The sequence below is a fragment of the Methylacidiphilum sp. Yel genome, assembly GCF_004421185.1.
Lineage (GTDB): Bacteria > Verrucomicrobiota > Verrucomicrobiia > Methylacidiphilales > Methylacidiphilaceae > Methylacidiphilum.
The window spans coordinates 15,735-33,115 of record NZ_LXQB01000033.1 but is presented as its reverse complement, the minus strand read 5'-3'; the positions used below and the strand labels follow the sequence as shown (position 1 = coordinate 33,115).

The window sequence follows — 17,381 nt, the reverse complement described above, 5'->3', positions numbered from 1 at the left end:
AAATGAAGGATCAAAAGATTGGAACGGTTTTTCTTGTTGGCGCCGGCCCTGGAGACCCATTGCTTTTAACGCTCAAGGCCAAAGAGCTCATAGAGAAAGCCGATTTTATATTCTATGACTATCTCTGTAATCCAGAAATTTTAGATTGGGCTTCCAACCATTGTAGAAAAGTTTATGTAGGGAAAATTGCCGGCAAAGCGGCTTATTCACAACGGGAAATAGAACAGTTGCTTATCTCTAAAGCGGCTGAAGGAAAGAATGTAGTCCGATTAAAAGGGGGAGATCCTCTTTTGTTCGGCCGGGGAGGAGAAGAAGCGGAGGCTTTAAAGCAAGCTGGAATTCCTTTTGAAATAGTTCCAGGGGTAAGTTCCGCTTTAGCTGTTCCTGCATATGCTGGAATCCCTTTAACCCATAGGAATTATGCTTCGGTGCTAACCATTATCACGGGACATGAAGATCCCGCAAAGAAATCTTCGGCTATAGGATGGGAGACGGTCGCCAAATTAAAGGGAACGAAGGTCATATTAATGGGAGTGGAGCGAATCGGTGCAATCGTAAGGAGTCTTATAGAGTCAGGAATGGATCCTAAGACGCCGCTGGCTATTATATCCTGGGGAACTTTTCCTTATCAAAAAGTGGTAGAATCTACCCTAGGGGACATATTGTCTGGAACACATTCAATATTTACTCCGCCTGCTATCATTGTCATTGGAGAGGTGGTTCGGCTTAGAAAAGAATTGCAGTGGTTTGAAAATAAGCCTCTTTACGGACAAAGAGTGGTGGTGACAAGAACCAAAGAAGCTTGCTCAAGACTAGCAAAGCGCTTAATTGAACTTGGAGCTGAAGTCTTGGAAATTCCGACAATTAGAATTATCCCTCAGCCATTGGATGCTAAGCAGAAACAAATATTAGAAAATATTGATGCCTTTTATGATTGGCTTCTTTTTACGAGTCCAACAGCAGTAGACATATTTTTTGATCAATTCCTTCAGTTTACTAATGATATCCGACAGCTCGGAAAAGTAAAACTGGGAGCAATTGGAAAGTCAACCGCTCGAGCCATCGCCTCTTTCCATCTTCATGTGGATGTGATCCCAGAAAAATTTACTTCCATCAGCTTAGGGGAATGTTTTTATCAAAGGCGTATCGAGGGGGTACGGTTTTTACTGCCGCGAAGCTCTTTAGCCGATGATAGCCTAGCCAATGCGTTAAAAACACAGGGAGCAAGTGTCGATCAATGGTCTTTATATGCTATTGAACCCGAAACCGAAGATGTCCGTGGGCACAGAGAGAGATTTAAACATATTGGAGCCCATTGGATTCTATTTGCTAGCGCCAGTTCAGTTAGATATTGGCATCAACTGAACCTCCAATGCCATGATACCTCTCTAATACCTAAAGTTGTTAGCATAGGACCTCTCACAACAAAGGCCTTAAAAGATTTTCAACAAGAAGTGTATGTCGAATCAAAAGAACATAGTATTGATGGGCTTATTGAGACTCTTCTTCAAGTTGTCAAACAAAATAGAGCTGGTGACTAACAGTTTATACCTATAACTTATGGAATCGAAAATAGAATTTTACGAACTTGGTAATGAAGCTCTCGCTGTGGGAGACTTAGAAAAGGCTAAATTTTATTATACAAAAAGTGTAGAGACTGATCCCACCTATTTTGAAGGATGGCAAGCCTTGGCAATGGCCTATTATAAATTAGGGGAATACGAAAAATCGATCGAAGCTAATAAAAAGGCTCTTGAACTACGGCCGGAGGATTCTATGGTTTGGACGAGCCTTTCCTTGGCTTATATGAGGTTAGGGAATAAGATAGAAGCAGAAAAAGCTTCTTTTAAAGCCAGAATTTTTTCGTGGAAAAAATCATCCTAAGGTTTTTATATAAAAGTATTTGATAAAAATGAGAAACATCATAAAATAATGTTGTTATACTTAATTAAATAAAGAATTTTAAAATAAAATAACAACTATATGAAACTCAAACAACTTACGAGTGCTGAAGTAAAAGAACTAGCCAAGCTCGTACAGGAAAAAGAAGAACTTCAGGAAAAGGTTTCTGAAATTGAGCGCAAGATACAAACTCTTTGGAAAGTAGGGATCAAAGTTCCCAAGAAAAGAATCGAGAAAACACGAGTATCAGTAAAAAAAAGGGGGCCAGAAAAAGGGAGTATTCCAGGACATCTTAAAAACTCGATACTGGAGGCTTTAAGAAAAGCTGGGAACGAGGGAATGACTGTAAAAGAGCTTTCTGAAAAGCTTGGAGTAAAGATAAATAATCTTTACAGTTGGTTTTATACAACCGGAAAGAAAACGCCTGGACTTATAAAAATTGGTAAAAGCAAATATAGAATAGAAGAATCTACTATCGAGCCTGAGGCATTGGAAAAATCTGAGAAAGACGAAAAAATTAAAAATCAAAAGTAAAAATATTTCCCATTTTAGTTTTTTGATTCACACTCTCTCTGCTCTATTTTTTTTTGTTAGGGATTGACATAGGCTATGGTGCTCTTGGATAAGGATCAGGCACTATATGCCTTTCCAGAAATACTTTTTGCAGAAGAAGCAATGGAAGGAAAAGTGTTCTTTCTTTCTGAGGAGCAAGGCGTTGCTTTCTGTTAAGATGAGCTAAAGAAAGTTGAAGAAGCTTTTTAAGAAAAACAAGCATCTATCCAATGGGGGGTGGGGCTTTTAGGATCTTTAAACAATAATCATTAGAACTACGCAATACATTTCCTTCTTTTCTATATTCTTTTCTTAGGAATCCCAAAGCAATTGGTTTTTCATAGCCAAAGGAATAACAACTGGAAGTTAGCCGACCAACGGGTTGATTTTTGTCGGATAACTGCTCGCATTGGGGAATACTGTCATCAAGGCAAATGAAAAGAGTTAAAAGCTGGTTTACTTGTCCCAAATGATGGATTCTAGAAATAATTTCCTGACCAACATAACAACCTTTTGTAAAGCTTATTGCTTCTTTGTTAAGAAAAGCTTCCAAAGCTATAATATTAGCTGTTAGCTCAGAGCCCCATCTAGGAATCATCGCTTCGAGTCGGAAACTTTCCAATATCCTGGGAGGTACTTCCATACAACTGAAATTTTCAATTACAGTTTTCGACCATATGTCCCATCCAGGAATACCAAATCTTTTGTTAAAAAAACACAATTCGAAGCCTTTTGGAGACTCTAGCCCAAAATAATGATAGAGTCTATAGGAGTCATTTAGCTGTTCGATCGAAACTTTCTCTGCGACTAGAAAACTTGTTAATCGCTTCTCCGTACTCTCTTCGTTCTCTTTTGGCGCATCGATATAAAATGCCTCCTCCTGATTGGCTATCCAAAGTTCGCAATCGATCCTTCCTTTTCTGTTAAGTGCTGCCGTGTGTACAGATTGTCCTACAGGTAGAGAAGAAAGATCAGCTGGGATTTGTCCATTTAAATATTTTGTCCTGTCTTTGCCATAAACCTTCCAAAGACTCCGATCCCTTAAAGAACACCATCCAGGCTCTCCTTGGACTAATTTTTCATAAATGATTTTCTCACTCATGCCTAGACAATTCAATTAATAGGTTCAAAAGGATCGCTGCTTTGGTTCTCTTCATTTGCTGATCTATTAGAAGCAATAAACTTTTATGAACAAAAGAAGAGTAATTTTCTTTTTTTAATTTTAATAGTTAAACCTTCTGCGTCAATCTTTGAGTTAATGAGCAGCATGCTCCATGCTTTTTGGGCAGAGAAGGAGAGAGTCTAGGCATAGCTGTCCTTATGTTCTAGGTTTTGTAGAGGGTTTGAGCTGCTAGCAAAGAATCGAAAACGGGGACAAATATCGTTGTTATTACTGAGAAAAAAAATATTAATTAATAGGGTGGAGACTCCCGATTTGCTCGTAAAGGGAATAGTTCTCTACTTCTAGCAGAAAGAACCAATAGAAAGGATCTAGAGGCGGCTAAGTCCTGTAGTTTGTGCGCAGGAACCAACACATGGTATTCTTATTCTAAAAAGAATATATCAACTATAGCATATAGCCATGAAAACTGACCAGCTACAAGTTGATAATTATTTCATGGGAAAAGCCTTAGAGAAAGCTCTAGAAGCTTTCGAAAAGGGAGAAGTTCCAATTGGGGCAGTAATTGTGCGGGAGCAAAAGATCCTGGGAATGGGACGAAATCGGGTGGAGGAAGGTTGTGATGTAACAGCTCATGCCGAAATTGAAGCCATCCGTAATGCGCAGCTTCTTCTTGGAGATTGGAGGCTAACAGCAACGACTATTTATGTCACCAAAGAGCCTTGCTTAATGTGTTATGGTGCTATCCTATTGAGTCGCATTGCAAGAGTAGTATTTGGTATTGAAGACCCTAAAAAAGGAATTTTTCGACCTCGCACATTTTTTTTCAATGGGGGAAAAAAATTGGAAATTACTTCTGGAATTAGATCTGAAGAGTCTTTGGAGTTAATGAAAAGTTTTTTTTTTGTTCTAAGAAATAAAAAAAGGGAGTTGCCACTTTGCGATATTGAGATTAGTTAATGTCAATATCATGGAAGAAAAAACAGTTCATGACACGGGTGAAAAAGATCTACTAAAGGATATCAATTTGCTGTTTCAAAAAAAGTTCCATGAGAATCTCAAGCGAAGCTGTTTACCGACTTACTCTGTTAAATTAAGATATTGTCCAACCAATGGTATCTTGCCTAAAGAGCTCGTAGAGATTCCAAATACTGATCACCTTCATTTCTTTAATGGCTATGTCCAGAAAGCAATTGGTTATACCATTGAAGATCTGGCCTTGGAAAATGGGGAGGAGGGGGGAGAACTAACGCTTCTTTTAGATGGAACAAAAAACTTTGCTAGTCATAAAAAAAGATATGAACAGTTATCTAAAAAACTTGATCGTATAAGGATATGGAGTATCCATCCCTTAGAAGGATTGCCTTCTAATATCGATTTGATTCATCCAGTACATCCACGGTTAGCAAAGTATCGGTTTTATTTGTTTAGGAATTTGAAAATTGAGGTGGTATTTGTCTGCAAACAGCTGAACCGGGCTACTGACATTGGTTCCCAAAAATTCATTGGTTTTTGTAGTTTTGATCCTTTTATTGTTCATTCATTACGTTGGAAATTTTATCTTCTAAGTTCTGGAATCGATAAAATCGTCAGCCATTGGGAAAAACTTTTTCTCTGGCCCACTTTCCGGATCCAGGAAATCGAAAATTTTATTAATACGAAGTTAAATTCCTATTTTACTGAATAGTCTTGCTTTTTTTCTCATTTAATGTAGGAATTGGCCTTCATGGCGGCAATAACCCCCTTTTTTGCTAAAGAGCTTCGGTTCCATTTTTTGGGAATATGTGGGACGGCTATGGGAGCTGTGGCTTCGATGCTCAAAGATATGGGTTATGTCGTAGGAGGATCAGATGAAAATGTTTATCCACCCCTATCGACTTTTTTGAGCCAGAAAGGAATAGTGGTAGCGGAAGGATACAAAGCAGAAAATCTTCCAAAGGAAGTGGATAGAACCCTAGTTGTAGTTGGAAATGCGATCAAAAGAGGTAATCCAGAGCTGGAAGCGGTTTTAGAAAAAAAATATCTTTTTGTGTCCTTGCCTGAAATATTGAGATTTTTCTTTCTTCACGGCAAACAGAATATCATTGTCACTGGGACCCATGGGAAAACCACTACCACTTCCCTACTAGTATGGCTATTTGAATCTGCTTGCCTTAATCCCTCCTTTTTTATTGGGGGGCTTCCTAAAAATTTTGCTTCCGGATGCAGATATACCCAAAGTGACTATTGGATTTTGGAGGGAGATGAATATGATACAGCCTATTTTGATAAAAGGAGTAAATTTCTCCATTACCTTCCTCAAACAGTTATTATAAATAATATTGAATATGATCATGCAGACATTTTTTCGAGCCTAGAAGATATTTTGCTTTCCTTTAAAAGACTTGTTCATCTAATTCCAAAAACAGGCCATTTAATCATTCCAGAGGAGGATCCAACCATTGCGGAAGTAGCCAAAGGCTCCTTGGCGCCGGTCTATACCGTTGGATTGGGGAAAAAGGCAGACTTTCAGATCAGTGAAATTGCATACGAAGAGGCAGGTAGTAACTTCAAGATGCTTGGGGAATCATTTTTTTTACCAATGCCTGGGGAATATAACGTTAGGAATGCAGCGATGGCTATTGCAGCAGCCACCCTTTATGGTATAAGACCAGAAGTGATAGCCAAAGCATTGAGGGGTTTTCTTGGAGTCAAACGCCGGCTTGAAATATTGGGGGAGGTTTGTGGCATCAAAATCTTGGATGATTTTGGTCATCATCCAACGGCCATTTATAAAACAATCCAAGCTATCCGGCAACGTTATCCTGGAAAAAGGATTTGGTCAGTATTTGAACCTCGGAGCAATACAACTCGAAGAGCTGTTTTTCAAAAAGAGCTGCCCCATTCTCTGTCTTTTGCTGATGGAGTAATCGTTAGTGAAGTAGCGAACAAAGAAGGGATTCCTCCTACCGAAAGACTGAATCCAGAAAAAATTGTTCAGGATATCAATCGCAAAGGCATCCCCTCGTATTTCTGTTCTTCACCGGAAGATATCCTGGAAAGGCTTCAAAAAGTATTGGTCCCAGGAGATGTTGTCGTGTTTTTCAGCAATGGCTCTTTTTATGGGCTTCCTTCTAGATTAGTTGAAACACTGAAAAAATCGAGTGGATCCATTTGACCACTCTAGTGGGACAAAATGACACAATTATGCTCTCCTAACAAAAGATATAAAAAACCGCTATTTAAATATCTCTTTGCATTCGAATAAGATTTAAAAATTATTTTTTTATGGCATATTTTATGCTCTATAAAAAGTATGGCACACGTATTAGGCATCGATTTAGGTACGACGAATTCCTGTATGGCGATAGTGGAGGGCGGCCAACCAGTGGTTTTGGAGAATTCCGAAGGGGCGAGGACAACCCCATCTGTGGTGGCGTTTACAAAAAGTGGAGAAAGATTGGTAGGTCAGGCGGCCAAGCGACAGGCGATTACCAATTCTAAAAATACTATTTATTCCATAAAGCGGTTTATTGGAAGAAAGTTTAGCGAAGTTCAAGAAGAAATAAAAAGGGTTCCTTATAAGGTGATAGAAGGCAAGAATGGTGATTGTGCTGTAGAAGTAGAGGTAGGAGGAGAACGAAGGATCTATACGCCTCAGGAAATATCTGCTTTCATATTGATGAAACTGAAAGCGGATGCAGAATCCAAACTTGGAGAAAAAATTACCCAAGCGGTTATCACAGTTCCTGCTTACTTCAACGATAGCCAGCGTCAAGCCACCAAGGCTGCCGGTGAAATTGCTGGATTCGAAGTATTGAGAATCATCAATGAGCCGACGGCAGCTTCTCTTGCCTATGGACTAGATAAAAAGAAGGACGAGCGGATCGCCGTTTACGATTTAGGTGGAGGAACATTTGATATTTCTATTTTGGAGATTGGGGAGGGGGTTTTCGAAGTTAAGGCAACCAATGGGGATACGCATCTTGGAGGAGACGATTGGGATGCAGCCATAATGGAATGGATTATTCAAGATTTCAAAAAAGAAACAGGGATCGATTTGCATGGTCAACCTGACGCAGTCCAAAGGATCAAAGAAGAGGCTGAAAAAGCCAAAATAGCCTTATCCTCCGCCCTTGAATATGAGATCAATTTGCCCTTTATAACAGCTGATCAAACAGGCCCCAAGCATATTCAGAAGAAATTAACGAGAGCCAAGCTAGAGCAACTGACCGAACATCTTGCTGAAAGAACGGTTCAGCCTGTTCTCAACTGTTTGAAGGATGCAAAATTAACGGCTGCCGACATTGATGAGCTTGTGCTAGTGGGGGGGATGACCAGAATGCCGAAAATCATTGAAACAGCTAGACGGCTTATAGGCAGAGAACCTCATAAGGGAGTGAATCCTGATGAGGTAGTGGCTGTTGGGGCAGCAATACAAGGAGCAGTGCTAAAGGGGCAAGTGAAAGATGTGCTGCTGTTAGATGTTACTCCCTTGACTCTTTCTATTGAAACAGCTGGAGGCATTGCGACTCCTATGATTCCTAGGAATACGACCATTCCTACTCGCAAATCTCAAATATTCAGCACTTTTTCAGACAACCAGCCAAGTGTAGAAATAAGAGTGCTTCAGGGAGAAAGGCCCATGGCTAGAGACAACAAGCTGTTGGGAGTTTTCCATTTGGACGGTATTCCTCCAGCTCCTCGAGGGGTGCCGCAGATTGAGGTAACCTTTGATATAGATGCCAATGGAATTCTTCATGTTTCTGCTAAAGATTTAGGAACAGGTAGAGAGCAAAAAATAACAATTACAGGCTCCAGCGGACTTTCTAAGGAAGAAATAGAAAGGATGACAAAGGAGGCCGAAGCGTATCGAGAACAGGATCTGAAGAATAAGGAGAGAGCTGAAGCTAAGAACAATGCGGATAATGCTGCTTATCAAGCCGAAAAGCTCTTGAGAGAATACGGAGACAAAGTCGATTCAGCTAAGAAGCTGGAGATTGAGAAATGCATTGAGAAGGTTAGAGAAGTCATTAAGGGAGATGATACGGATGCTATCAAGAAAGCTATGGAGGAGCTCAACGAAAAAGTCCAAGCCATTTCAATAGAAATGTATAGAGCGGCTTCATCCAAGTCTTCTTCGAGTTCTTCTCCGCCACCAAGATCAGGTGGTGAAAAATCCGATGTAATCGATGCGGAGTTTGAAAAAGTTGACAAGGATAAGCCTCAAGGCTCCTAGCGCGGAAGGTTTTGGTACAAACTTGAAAAAAGGAGGTAAAGATGGTTGAACCGAAAATTCGCCCTTTAGGTGAGCGGGTATTGGTCAAGCTCAACGAAGAAAAGGAAGTAAGAAAAGGAGGAATCATTATCCCGGATACAGCCAAAGAAAAACCCCAGGAAGCAACGGTTATTGCTGTTGGTCCTGGAAAGTTGGATGAAAACGGGAAAAGGATTCCTATAGAGCTAAAAAAAGGAGATAAGGTTCTCATTAGCAAATATGGTGGAACTGAAGTAAAAATCGATGGAGAATCCTTTCAGATTCTTCGCGAAGACGATGTTTTGGCCATCATTGAAGAATAAATAAACGATAAACTATTAAAAGGAGGTAACCAATGGCTGCCAAACAATTGATTTTTGATGAATCTGCTAGGCATTCCCTTTTACGTGGTGTCGAAAAGTTAAGTAAGGCGGTTAAATGCACGTTGGGCCCAGCAGGACGCAACGTTATACTTGATAAGAAATTCGGTTCCCCTACTATCACAAAAGACGGTGTAACTGTTGCCAAAGAGATTGAATTGGAGGATCCATGGGAAAACATGGGAGCTCAATTAGTAAAGGAAGTAGCTTCAAAAACAAGCGATGTCGCAGGGGATGGAACAACAACAGCCACCGTTCTTGCTGAATCGATATACAAGGAAGGGTTGAAAAATGTTACAGCAGGGGCTAATCCAATGGATCTTAAGCGGGGAATTGACAAGGCTGTCCAGGCTGTAGTCAAGCAACTAAAAGCAATATCTCATATTGTCAAAGGAAAAGAAGAGATCAAGCAGGTGGCTACGGTTTCTGCAAATTGGGATACTTCTATAGGGGAAATCATTTCTGATGCCTTAGATAAAGTAGGAAAAGATGGAACAGTAACTGTCGAAGAAGCCAAACACATTGAAACAACTCTGGAAGTTGTTGAAGGCATGCAATTCGACAGGGGATATATTTCTCCATATTTTGTCACAAACGCTGAAGAGTTAGAAGCGGTTTTAGAAAATGCCTATATTCTGATTCATGAGAAAAAGATTTCCAGCCTCAAGGATCTATTGCCATTGCTAGAAAAAATAGCCAAGGCCGGTAAACCACTGTTGATTATTGCCGAAGATGTGGAAGGTGAGGCTTTAGCTACTCTTGTTGTCAATAAGCTAAGAGGAACTTTGCAGGTTTGTGCTGTCAAAGCTCCCGGATTCGGAGACAGAAGAAAAGCAATGCTCGAGGATATTGCTATATTGACAGGTGGACGCTGCCTCACAGAAGATCTGGGCATAAAGCTTGAAAACGTACAGCTCGAAGATCTTGGGAGGGCTAAAAGAATCGTCGTGGAAAAGGAAAATACCACGATTATCGAAGGTGCTGGAAGCAGAAGTGAAATTCAGGGGAGAATCAATCAGATCAAGAGGCAGATAGAAGAAACCACTTCGGATTATGATCGAGAAAAGCTCCAAGAAAGACTTGCCAAGCTAGCTGGGGGTGTTGCGGTGATCCAGGTTGGAGCTGCAACGGAAACGGAACTCAAAGAAAAGAAAGCTAGAGTAGAAGATGCTCTCCATGCAACAAGGGCTGCAGTAGAAGAAGGCATTGTCCCGGGTGGTGGAGTTGCTTTGTTGAGATGCCAGAAAGCGATCGAGGAGCTTTCTTTGAAAGGGGATGAAAAAATTGGCGCTGATATCGTGTATAAGGCCCTAGAATATCCTCTGAGAACCCTAGCTTATAACGCCGGATTAGAAGGGAGCGTTATTGTTAACGAAGTGAAAGCTAGAAAAGGGAACGAAGGCTTTGATGTGTCTACACATAAATTTGTAGACATGTTTGAAGCTGGTATCGTTGATCCGACTAAAGTTACCAGAACAGCTCTTGAAAATGCCGCTTCTATTGCTGGCTTACTGCTTACTACGGAGGCGATGGTTACTGAAATTCCTGAAAAGGAAAAGAAACCAGCCGTCCCATCTGCCGGCGGTGGAATGGGGGATATGGAATATTAAGTTAGTAGATTCTAAAAACAAGCCAGGAAGGAAATCCTGGCTTGTTTTTTTTATTGCCGCATCGACGCTGGTAATGCACAAAGTCTGAGGATTGGAAGATCACAATGAGGCAGAAGGCGCGGCGAGGAGACAGCCTGCCTCGATATCGGCCCTTCTACAGTCGCGATCGTCGGGGAGACCGCAGCTTGCCTGGAGAAGTTTTGCCCGAGGGTCGAGCAGCCCTGTCGCAAGCTTAGGCCCGTCCAGAGAGCGCTTGGCCGTTTGCGCCGGACAACAAACCCGAGCAATTTCCATGAGGACCGGACAGTGAAGAAAGCCACTCAGAGGTGGATCGGCTCCTTGCGGTATCGGCTTCTTCGAGGAACGGCTTAAAGAAACTAAGCGACGCCTTGTAGCCGAGCGCAAGAGAAGCCACGGTGAGTTGGCGAATCAGATTCTTACAACCTGGAATATCATCAAGACCGAGAAGATCTCATATCAAAGTTTCCAGAAGAATTTCGGAGGGAGCATGAAGGTCAAGGTGAGGAGGATGTTCGTCCGCATCGTTTGCCGCAAGGCTGAGAGGGCTGGCGGCAGACTCTACGAATTCCCGACGCGTCCTACCATGCTCTCGCAGGCATGCCTCTGCGGGCGCATCGAAAAGAAGCTGCTGTCTGTGCGGGTCCACCGCTGCGACTTCCGGCTGCTGCCCCTCCAAAGGGAGCTCTTTTACGCCTTCCTTGCTCGCTTCGTCTCCGAAGACAGGCTCGATGCACGCCAGGCCAAGATGGCCTGTGGCCGGGTGCGGAACCGCTCCTGCGGCGGGCGGCCGTCGAGCTTCGATCAACCTGCAAGCGGAGCCGGCCGTTGCCACCTCCCACGGCCTCCGGGGCGTCAGATCGGGCCGTCTGCCGAAGGGGAACGCAAGCCGACGATGAGAACGGGCACGTCGCAGTGCTTGGCTTCTCATGCAAGCGGGAGGGGTGCAAGTATTCAGCGTGTCTCATCCCCAGAACCCCCTGGCTTTAGCCATGGGGAGGTTCAGTATCAGAGGAATCCCTTAAGGTAATATAGTTCTTGGACAGGGGTCGACGTTGTCATGTTGCTCTTAAAAGACTTAAGGGACATTTTGAAACGGTAGGGGATTCTTCCTAAAAAGATCATACGGCTGGATCTATGAGCTCTAGTGGCTCATCTCCTTCGGGGAATAGGGTGTTAAAATTATAAAGAATAAGTTTGAAGAATAATGCTTTTACTTTTTTATATTACCATTTAACTAGAAATAAGAAAATGTCGCTTTTCTTTCCATTCAACCGGTGGATTTATGTGGAGGAAAAATGGCTCAGTTTTCGTTGGAGTATATGCTAAATAAAATAGGATTCCTATTTACTTTTTACTTTTTGTGGTTTAGCTGGTGGGTCCATGCTCAAGTTGACATGAAAGATATAGAGGAAATTCTTGTGGATAGAGAGCAAACTATTCAAGGAAAGGCTACAAAAACCTGGGGAAAAGATTTATTTGTAGGTTTTTTTTCAGGAGGCTTTTGGCCATCAGTATCTAGAACCTCTGCTTCGGCTTACTTTCCAACAGGTAGAATTGGACATACAGAGGGATATACTCAGCCCCATGCAGGATATTTTGGGGGGCTATATTTAGGATACGATTTTAAAGAAGCTGCTATCGGTCTTTTTTCTGATAAAAGGTGGAAAGCAATTCCAGCTCTAGCCTTTGTCTTAAACTATGGACAGGTAAGTTCTTCGGGATTCTCTTATAATTCCTTTTCAGCGACTCCATCGTATGCCAATGGTACCAATCAGTCTTTTATTCCAGAAATTGCTGGCGTCGTCAATTTTGCTAATGCCACTCGATTTGTTCCATTTATAGGAATAACTCTTGGGGTGGCATTTAATTGGCTTATCGATGAAAGTATTTTTGGACCACATGCAGAGGAACTTCTTGTTCCTGGACAAAGCTCATTTGCTCTAGCTTTTACCTCCAAATTGATTGGAGGATTGGCTTTAAGACTTTTCCCTCATTGGGATTTGATTATTGCCTATACCACTAGGTTCATTGCTCCAATGGATTTTACATTTCAAGGTTCTCCGCAGGCCGGATTTCATACATTAGTTTCTCACTCTGGCTGGTACCAGGATTTTGAAGGATGGGGTGCCATTCAATACAATTTCTGGCCCTAAAGATTAAAGGAAATCAGAATAGCTAATGGCATTGATCGCTGTTGCTTAAAAAACTTTTAAAACTCTCCAATTCTGTACAATCAACTAGTAGTGAGTAGGTGGATTCAAAAATAGCCCCTATAGGTTTAATCCAATACACATTGCCTTGTGCAGGAGCTTCTGTTGATCCACTGCTTCACTGCTTCCCCTTTTAATAAACAACATAATCCAGATTCTCATCGTTTATTTCAGAGGAGGATATTGGTATATATTGGTATAATAAAACATTATGAAAAGACGAACTATTGTTTCTTTATGGCTGTCCTTTTTTTTATTTGTTGGCGGTTTTTTAATAGACTCCCATGCTCAATCCTCTGTTTCAAAAATAAATTGTAACTGCGCTGCTAAGTGCGCCCATGCTAAAAACTGTTTTGGTTTTAAGGCAAAATGCAATCATGGGAAAAAGAGCTAAAAGACAGCTAATAGCCTTGTCATAAAAAAGGAGCCCGCAGCCGATCAATCAAAAGAGGGAAGATAATCCTTTTCTAAAAATAAAGTGGCATGAGATTTAAGGAGCTCTATTGCTTTTTCAGGCTCGGTCTGTGGCAAGCTACACTGGCCCCTTGCACAGATATAGGCAATAGGATATCCTGGATAAATTGAAAGAAGATTAGAATAAAAATCTATAGATTTGAAAGTTCTGGGTACTCCTTGGCGAGGATCAAGAACTAAAAAGAGCCGATTAGGAATGAGCACACTGGATAAGGCATTGAAGAAGGCTCTTGTTTTTAAGTCATCTTTTTCTCCCACAATAATAATTTCGGTGGGTGGAACGGAGTATTCCAAATACACACCTAGAAAATAAGGTAATGCGGTTGGAAATCTTTCTAAGATAGGCCATGCGCTGTTAAACAATTCTTCTAGCCTTTTTTTCCATTTTTCTTCTCCGGTTATGCTGAACAGCTTCAATAGAGCATACGCCGATAGAGAAAGAGTCGCAGGTTCTGCTCCATCATATTCTTCTCTTGTTTGAATAATCGATGCTACTGTTTCGACGGCTCTCGAAAGATATTGCTGTCTGTAGGGATCAGCGAATTTTTCTTCGAGCAGCTCTTGAAACATTTTTGCTTGCAGTAGCCATTTTTCATCTTGATCGGCTTCGAAAAGGTCGAGTAGAGAAGCGGAAAGAGAAGCATAGTCGGAAGCAAAGCCGGGGATAGATCCTCTGCCATTGCGATAAATACGGTAAAGGATTTTACTATCGGCATCCCAAAGATGCTCTAGAATAAAATCCGCTGTTTTTTTAGCTTCGTTTAAATATCGACTGTCAGCTAACACCATGGAAGCCTTTGCCAGAGCAGAGATCGCATAACCATTCCAAGCAGTAATGATTTTATCGTCTAAAAAAGGCTTAGGTCGTTTCAACCTGGCTTCTTTTAGGGCGGTTTTTGCTTTTAAAAAAAGCTCTTTAGTTGCTTCTATTGGCATTTTAAGCTCTTCGGCTAACGCTGAAAGCGGTTTAGAAAAAAAGAGCATGTTTTTTAACCGCATTGATGGCTCAGTTGCTAATCCTTCTGGAAGATTGCCTTGATTGGTGGCTCCAAAGAATGAAGCCAATACTTTACTTCGTTCTTTCCCTACAACCTCCTCGAGAATGTTTTCAAGTTCTTCCATAGTCCACAAATAATAAGCTCCTTCAGCTTTTTCTCCTGAAGAAGTCAGGCTGTCAGCGTCTTCGGCTGAATAAAACCCTCCAGCAGGATTATAGAGATGGCTAAAAAGATATTCGAAAAGAGAAGTGGCCGTTTCTTTGAAAAGAAAGTCACTAGTTATTTGGAAAGCTTCCAGATAGGCTGAACCTAGATGTGCTTGATCATAGAGCATTTTTTCAAAATGTGGTAGTCGCCACTGTGCATCTACTGAATATCTGTGAAATCCCCCTTCCAAGATATCATGAATGCCTCCGCAAGACATTTTTTGTAGAGTAAAAAGGGCCATCCTCATAGCCTTATTTTGAAGGGGTTCAGGGAGTTCTTTGAAGGAACCAGCCCTAAATAAAAAAAAGAAAAGGCTGGGACGTGGGAATTTCGGAGGAGGCGAAAAGCCACCATACACTCCATCAAAATTGACCCAAAGTTGTTCCACTGTTTTTCTTGCTATCTGTGTTAAATTTGGCTGGCTTTCAATTTCTATAGAACAAAGGATGCTTTCTCGCATTTTATTGAGTATTTCCTGACCTTGTTGTTGAAGAGCTGATCTGTGAAATTGCCAAAGATTAGCAATTTTTTTAAGCAGATCAATAAATCCAGGTCGTCCCCATTTACTTTCTAGAGGAAAATAAGTGCCGCCAAAAAATGGCTCTAAATCTGGTGTCAACCAGACACTCATTGGCCATCCTCCTTGTCCACAAAAAGCTTGGACAAATTCCATGTAGAACTGATCAATATCGGGCCTTTCTTCTCTATCTACTTTTACAGGTATAAAAAAAGCATTGAGCAGTTCAGCAACTGTTGGATTTTCAAAAGATTCTTTAGCCATCACATGACACCAATGACAGGTTGAATAGCCAACAGATAAAAAAATTGGCCTATTAAGTTCCTTTGCTTTTTGGATAGTTGCTTCGGTCCATGGCTGCCATTGGACAGGGTTGTGGGCATGTTGGAGTAGGTAAGGACTTTTTTCTTTGCTCAGAGTATTCATGAATGAGGGTTTGGTTGGAAAAGAACAGTTCTTAGAAACAAAAATCAGTTCTTTATTTTTTTATATCTTCGGATAATTCTATTAGAAAGTCAATTTTCCCCAACTATCTGTTCAAAGAGGAGCTACATTTTAGATTTGAAAAAGAGAGGGAGGATAAGAATGTCTTGGCGGATCGGTCGCCTCTCTTTATTTTCCTTTCTGTTGCTATGGATACCAGTCCTTGCCTTGGCTTATGGAAAAGAAAAAAAGAGAGTCGAACTTTTTTTGACAGCAAGCCAAGCGGAGCTCATAGGAAAAAAAATCTGGGAAAATGAGTCTGGTGGAAAAGTTTCCGGGTTACTGGCATGGAATGTGGGCGAGGATTTTGCTTCTTTGGGCATTTGTCATTTTATATGGTACCCAGCCGGAAAGAAAGGTCCTTTTGAAGAAAGTTTCCCTCGCTTCTTAGAGTTTGCCCTTGAGAATGGAGCTAAGCTGCCTAGGTGGTTAACTCCTCAGTCCAATTGCCCTTGGTCTACGCGCACAGTTTTTTATGCTGCCGAAGGAGGTAGGCAGATGGAGGAATTAAAGCTTTTTTTATTAGATACTATTCCTCTTCAAATTCAGTTTGCGATTCTGAAGCTAAAAAATGCTTTACCCAAAATGTTGGCACTGAGTCCTCCAAACGAAAAGGGAAAAGTGGAAGAGAATTTTATTTTGCTTTCTCAATCTCCAAGGGGGGTATACGCTTTGGTAGATTATGTGAATTTTAAAGGGGATGGAACTTGGCCTACCGAGAGGTATAAGGGGAAAGGATGGGGTCTTTTACAAGTTCTGGAAGAAATGGATGGGGGAGATCCGATCGATGCATTTTGCCAGGCTGCTGAAAACGTGCTAAAGAGAAGAGTAAAAAATGCACCCCCTAGCCGTCATGAGGAAAGATGGCTTGCAGGCTGGATCAACCGCATTGAAACTTATCGTCATTAATTCAATTAACCTCATGATATTGTTAAAGAAAGGAAGACAAAAGACAAAGACCTTTCTTTGGCCGATCTTTTGTAGTCTTTTGTTTTTAGTCTTTTCCATTCAAGAGCTTTGGGCATGGAACCTTGAAAAAAAAATTGATCAAGTGGTGACTTTTATTCAAATGATGAAAAATCGATATAAGGATAATGTTCCAGAACCGATCTTTCAACAGGCAAAAGGCATAGGGTTTATCAGTCTCTACCAAGCTAGCTTATTCATGAAAGAAAGGCAAGGGGTTGGATTGATTATAGTTCGGCTTCCTGAGGGACGTTGGTCAGGCCCATTGGCAGTAAAGGTATCTGGATGGGACTTGGGACTCAGCGTAGGTTTCCTATCTGCAGATCTATTGTTGGTTATCAATACCCAGGAAACAATTGATTTGCTAATCAAGGGAACCAAATGCAATATCGGGGTTGGGCAGAGTGCCCAACCAGGATTAGTTGAATTAACAGAAGACCAAGCCACTTCTCCGACCGCTGCCGTTTATGTCTATCTAATTTCTAAGAAAAAGTTGAAAGGGATTGCCATAGGAAATATTGATCTGGTGGCTGACCCCGAAACAAACTGGAAATATTATCAAACCAACTGCATACCTTATCAAATCCTTTCTGGAAGAATTGCTGTTCCTGAAAGTGGTCAGCGATTGATCCAGGCTCTCTTAGAGCCCTATCGAAGTTTGCCAGTAAAACAAGCAGAAAGGGTTGTAGCTTCTCCGCCATAAGC

Annotated in this window: 14 protein-coding genes; 12 read left to right on the top strand and 2 right to left on the bottom strand. The window is 41.3% G+C overall.

Annotated elements, in window-relative coordinates:
* Positions 1-2 precede the first annotated feature (2 nt).
* From cobA to A7Q09_RS06005, 3 genes are all read left to right on the top strand, one after another.
* A complete protein-coding gene (gene cobA / locus A7Q09_RS06015; RefSeq protein ID WP_134390380.1) occupies positions 3-1,541 on the top strand; it encodes a uroporphyrinogen-III C-methyltransferase in 1,539 nt (512 codons plus the stop codon).
* A 19-nt stretch (positions 1,542-1,560) separates the two neighbouring features.
* Positions 1,561-1,884 carry a tetratricopeptide repeat protein gene (locus A7Q09_RS06010; protein ID WP_134390379.1) on the top strand — a complete coding sequence of 108 codons (324 nt, stop codon included), beginning with the start codon at positions 1,561-1,563 and terminating at the stop codon, positions 1,882-1,884.
* Between the two features lie 99 nt (positions 1,885-1,983).
* Entirely contained in the window at positions 1,984-2,436 is a 453-nt protein-coding gene (locus tag A7Q09_RS06005; protein WP_134390378.1) for a helix-turn-helix transcriptional regulator, read from the top strand.
* Positions 2,437-2,677: 241 nt separating this feature from the next.
* Here A7Q09_RS06005 and A7Q09_RS06000 read toward each other — a convergent pair whose 3' ends face one another.
* Positions 2,678-3,556: a folate-binding protein YgfZ gene (locus A7Q09_RS06000; protein ID WP_134390377.1), complete on the bottom strand. Its 879-nt coding sequence runs from the start codon at positions 3,554-3,556 to the stop codon at positions 2,678-2,680.
* A 480-nt stretch (positions 3,557-4,036) separates the two neighbouring features.
* Here A7Q09_RS06000 and A7Q09_RS05995 point away from each other — a divergent pair, with 480 nt between their 5' ends.
* From A7Q09_RS05995 to A7Q09_RS05965, 7 genes are all read left to right on the top strand, one after another.
* Positions 4,037-4,534: a nucleoside deaminase gene (locus tag A7Q09_RS05995; RefSeq protein ID WP_134390376.1), complete on the top strand. Its 498-nt coding sequence runs from the start codon at positions 4,037-4,039 to the stop codon at positions 4,532-4,534.
* A 10-nt stretch (positions 4,535-4,544) separates the two neighbouring features.
* Positions 4,545-5,261 carry a hypothetical protein gene (locus A7Q09_RS05990; protein WP_134390375.1) on the top strand — a complete coding sequence of 239 codons (717 nt, stop codon included), beginning with the start codon at positions 4,545-4,547 and terminating at the stop codon, positions 5,259-5,261.
* A gap of 39 nt (positions 5,262-5,300) precedes the next feature.
* Positions 5,301-6,731 carry a UDP-N-acetylmuramate:L-alanyl-gamma-D-glutamyl-meso-diaminopimelate ligase gene (mpl, locus tag A7Q09_RS05985; protein WP_134390374.1) on the top strand — a complete coding sequence of 477 codons (1,431 nt, stop codon included), beginning with the start codon at positions 5,301-5,303 and terminating at the stop codon, positions 6,729-6,731.
* Between the two features lie 138 nt (positions 6,732-6,869).
* Entirely contained in the window at positions 6,870-8,792 is a 1,923-nt protein-coding gene (gene dnaK, locus A7Q09_RS05980; RefSeq protein ID WP_134390373.1) for a molecular chaperone DnaK, read from the top strand.
* A gap of 41 nt (positions 8,793-8,833) precedes the next feature.
* Positions 8,834-9,133, top strand: coding sequence for a co-chaperone GroES (gene groES, locus A7Q09_RS05975; protein WP_009061560.1), 300 nt, complete (start codon positions 8,834-8,836; stop codon positions 9,131-9,133).
* Positions 9,134-9,165: 32 nt separating this feature from the next.
* Positions 9,166-10,800 carry a chaperonin GroEL gene (groL, locus tag A7Q09_RS05970; protein ID WP_134390372.1) on the top strand — a complete coding sequence of 545 codons (1,635 nt, stop codon included), beginning with the start codon at positions 9,166-9,168 and terminating at the stop codon, positions 10,798-10,800.
* A gap of 1,316 nt (positions 10,801-12,116) precedes the next feature.
* Positions 12,117-12,974: a hypothetical protein gene (locus A7Q09_RS05965; protein ID WP_134390371.1), complete on the top strand. Its 858-nt coding sequence runs from the start codon at positions 12,117-12,119 to the stop codon at positions 12,972-12,974.
* A 495-nt stretch (positions 12,975-13,469) separates the two neighbouring features.
* Here A7Q09_RS05965 and A7Q09_RS05960 read toward each other — a convergent pair whose 3' ends face one another.
* A complete protein-coding gene (locus tag A7Q09_RS05960) occupies positions 13,470-15,653 on the bottom strand; it encodes a thioredoxin domain-containing protein (protein ID WP_134390370.1) in 2,184 nt (727 codons plus the stop codon).
* Between the two features lie 159 nt (positions 15,654-15,812).
* Here A7Q09_RS05960 and A7Q09_RS05955 point away from each other — a divergent pair, with 159 nt between their 5' ends.
* Complete coding sequence (locus A7Q09_RS05955) at positions 15,813-16,619, top strand: hypothetical protein (RefSeq protein ID WP_134390369.1); 807 nt, start codon at positions 15,813-15,815, stop codon at positions 16,617-16,619.
* On the top strand, positions 16,546-17,379 hold the full coding sequence (locus A7Q09_RS05950; protein ID WP_244228571.1) for a lipid-binding SYLF domain-containing protein: 834 nt from the start codon (positions 16,546-16,548) through the stop codon (positions 17,377-17,379). The genes A7Q09_RS05955 and A7Q09_RS05950 overlap by 74 nt, the downstream gene beginning before the upstream one ends.
* Positions 17,380-17,381 lie beyond the last annotated feature (2 nt).

Excerpts from the sequence above, each read along its gene's own strand:
- A7Q09_RS06005 (WP_134390378.1), top strand. The coding sequence starts at position 1,984 with ATGAAACTCAAACAACTTACGAGTGCTGAAGTAAAAGAACTAGCCAAG.
- dnaK (WP_134390373.1), top strand. The coding sequence starts at position 6,870 with ATGGCACACGTATTAGGCATCGATTTAGGTACGACGAATTCCTGTATG.
- A7Q09_RS05995 (WP_134390376.1), top strand. The coding sequence starts at position 4,037 with ATGAAAACTGACCAGCTACAAGTTGATAATTATTTCATGGGAAAAGCC.
- A7Q09_RS06000 (WP_134390377.1), bottom strand. The coding sequence starts at position 3,556 with ATGAGTGAGAAAATCATTTATGAAAAATTAGTCCAAGGAGAGCCTGGA.
- A7Q09_RS05990 (WP_134390375.1), top strand. The coding sequence starts at position 4,545 with ATGGAAGAAAAAACAGTTCATGACACGGGTGAAAAAGATCTACTAAAG.
- A7Q09_RS05950 (WP_244228571.1), top strand. The coding sequence starts at position 16,546 with ATGCACCCCCTAGCCGTCATGAGGAAAGATGGCTTGCAGGCTGGATCA.
- A7Q09_RS05965 (WP_134390371.1), top strand. The coding sequence starts at position 12,117 with ATGGCTCAGTTTTCGTTGGAGTATATGCTAAATAAAATAGGATTCCTA.
- groL (WP_134390372.1), top strand. The coding sequence starts at position 9,166 with ATGGCTGCCAAACAATTGATTTTTGATGAATCTGCTAGGCATTCCCTT.
- A7Q09_RS05955 (WP_134390369.1), top strand. The coding sequence starts at position 15,813 with ATGTCTTGGCGGATCGGTCGCCTCTCTTTATTTTCCTTTCTGTTGCTA.
- A7Q09_RS06010 (WP_134390379.1), top strand. The coding sequence starts at position 1,561 with ATGGAATCGAAAATAGAATTTTACGAACTTGGTAATGAAGCTCTCGCT.
- A7Q09_RS05960 (WP_134390370.1), bottom strand. The coding sequence starts at position 15,653 with ATGAATACTCTGAGCAAAGAAAAAAGTCCTTACCTACTCCAACATGCC.
- cobA (WP_134390380.1), top strand. The coding sequence starts at position 3 with ATGAAGGATCAAAAGATTGGAACGGTTTTTCTTGTTGGCGCCGGCCCT.
- groES (WP_009061560.1), top strand. The coding sequence starts at position 8,834 with ATGGTTGAACCGAAAATTCGCCCTTTAGGTGAGCGGGTATTGGTCAAG.
- mpl (WP_134390374.1), top strand. The coding sequence starts at position 5,301 with ATGGCGGCAATAACCCCCTTTTTTGCTAAAGAGCTTCGGTTCCATTTT.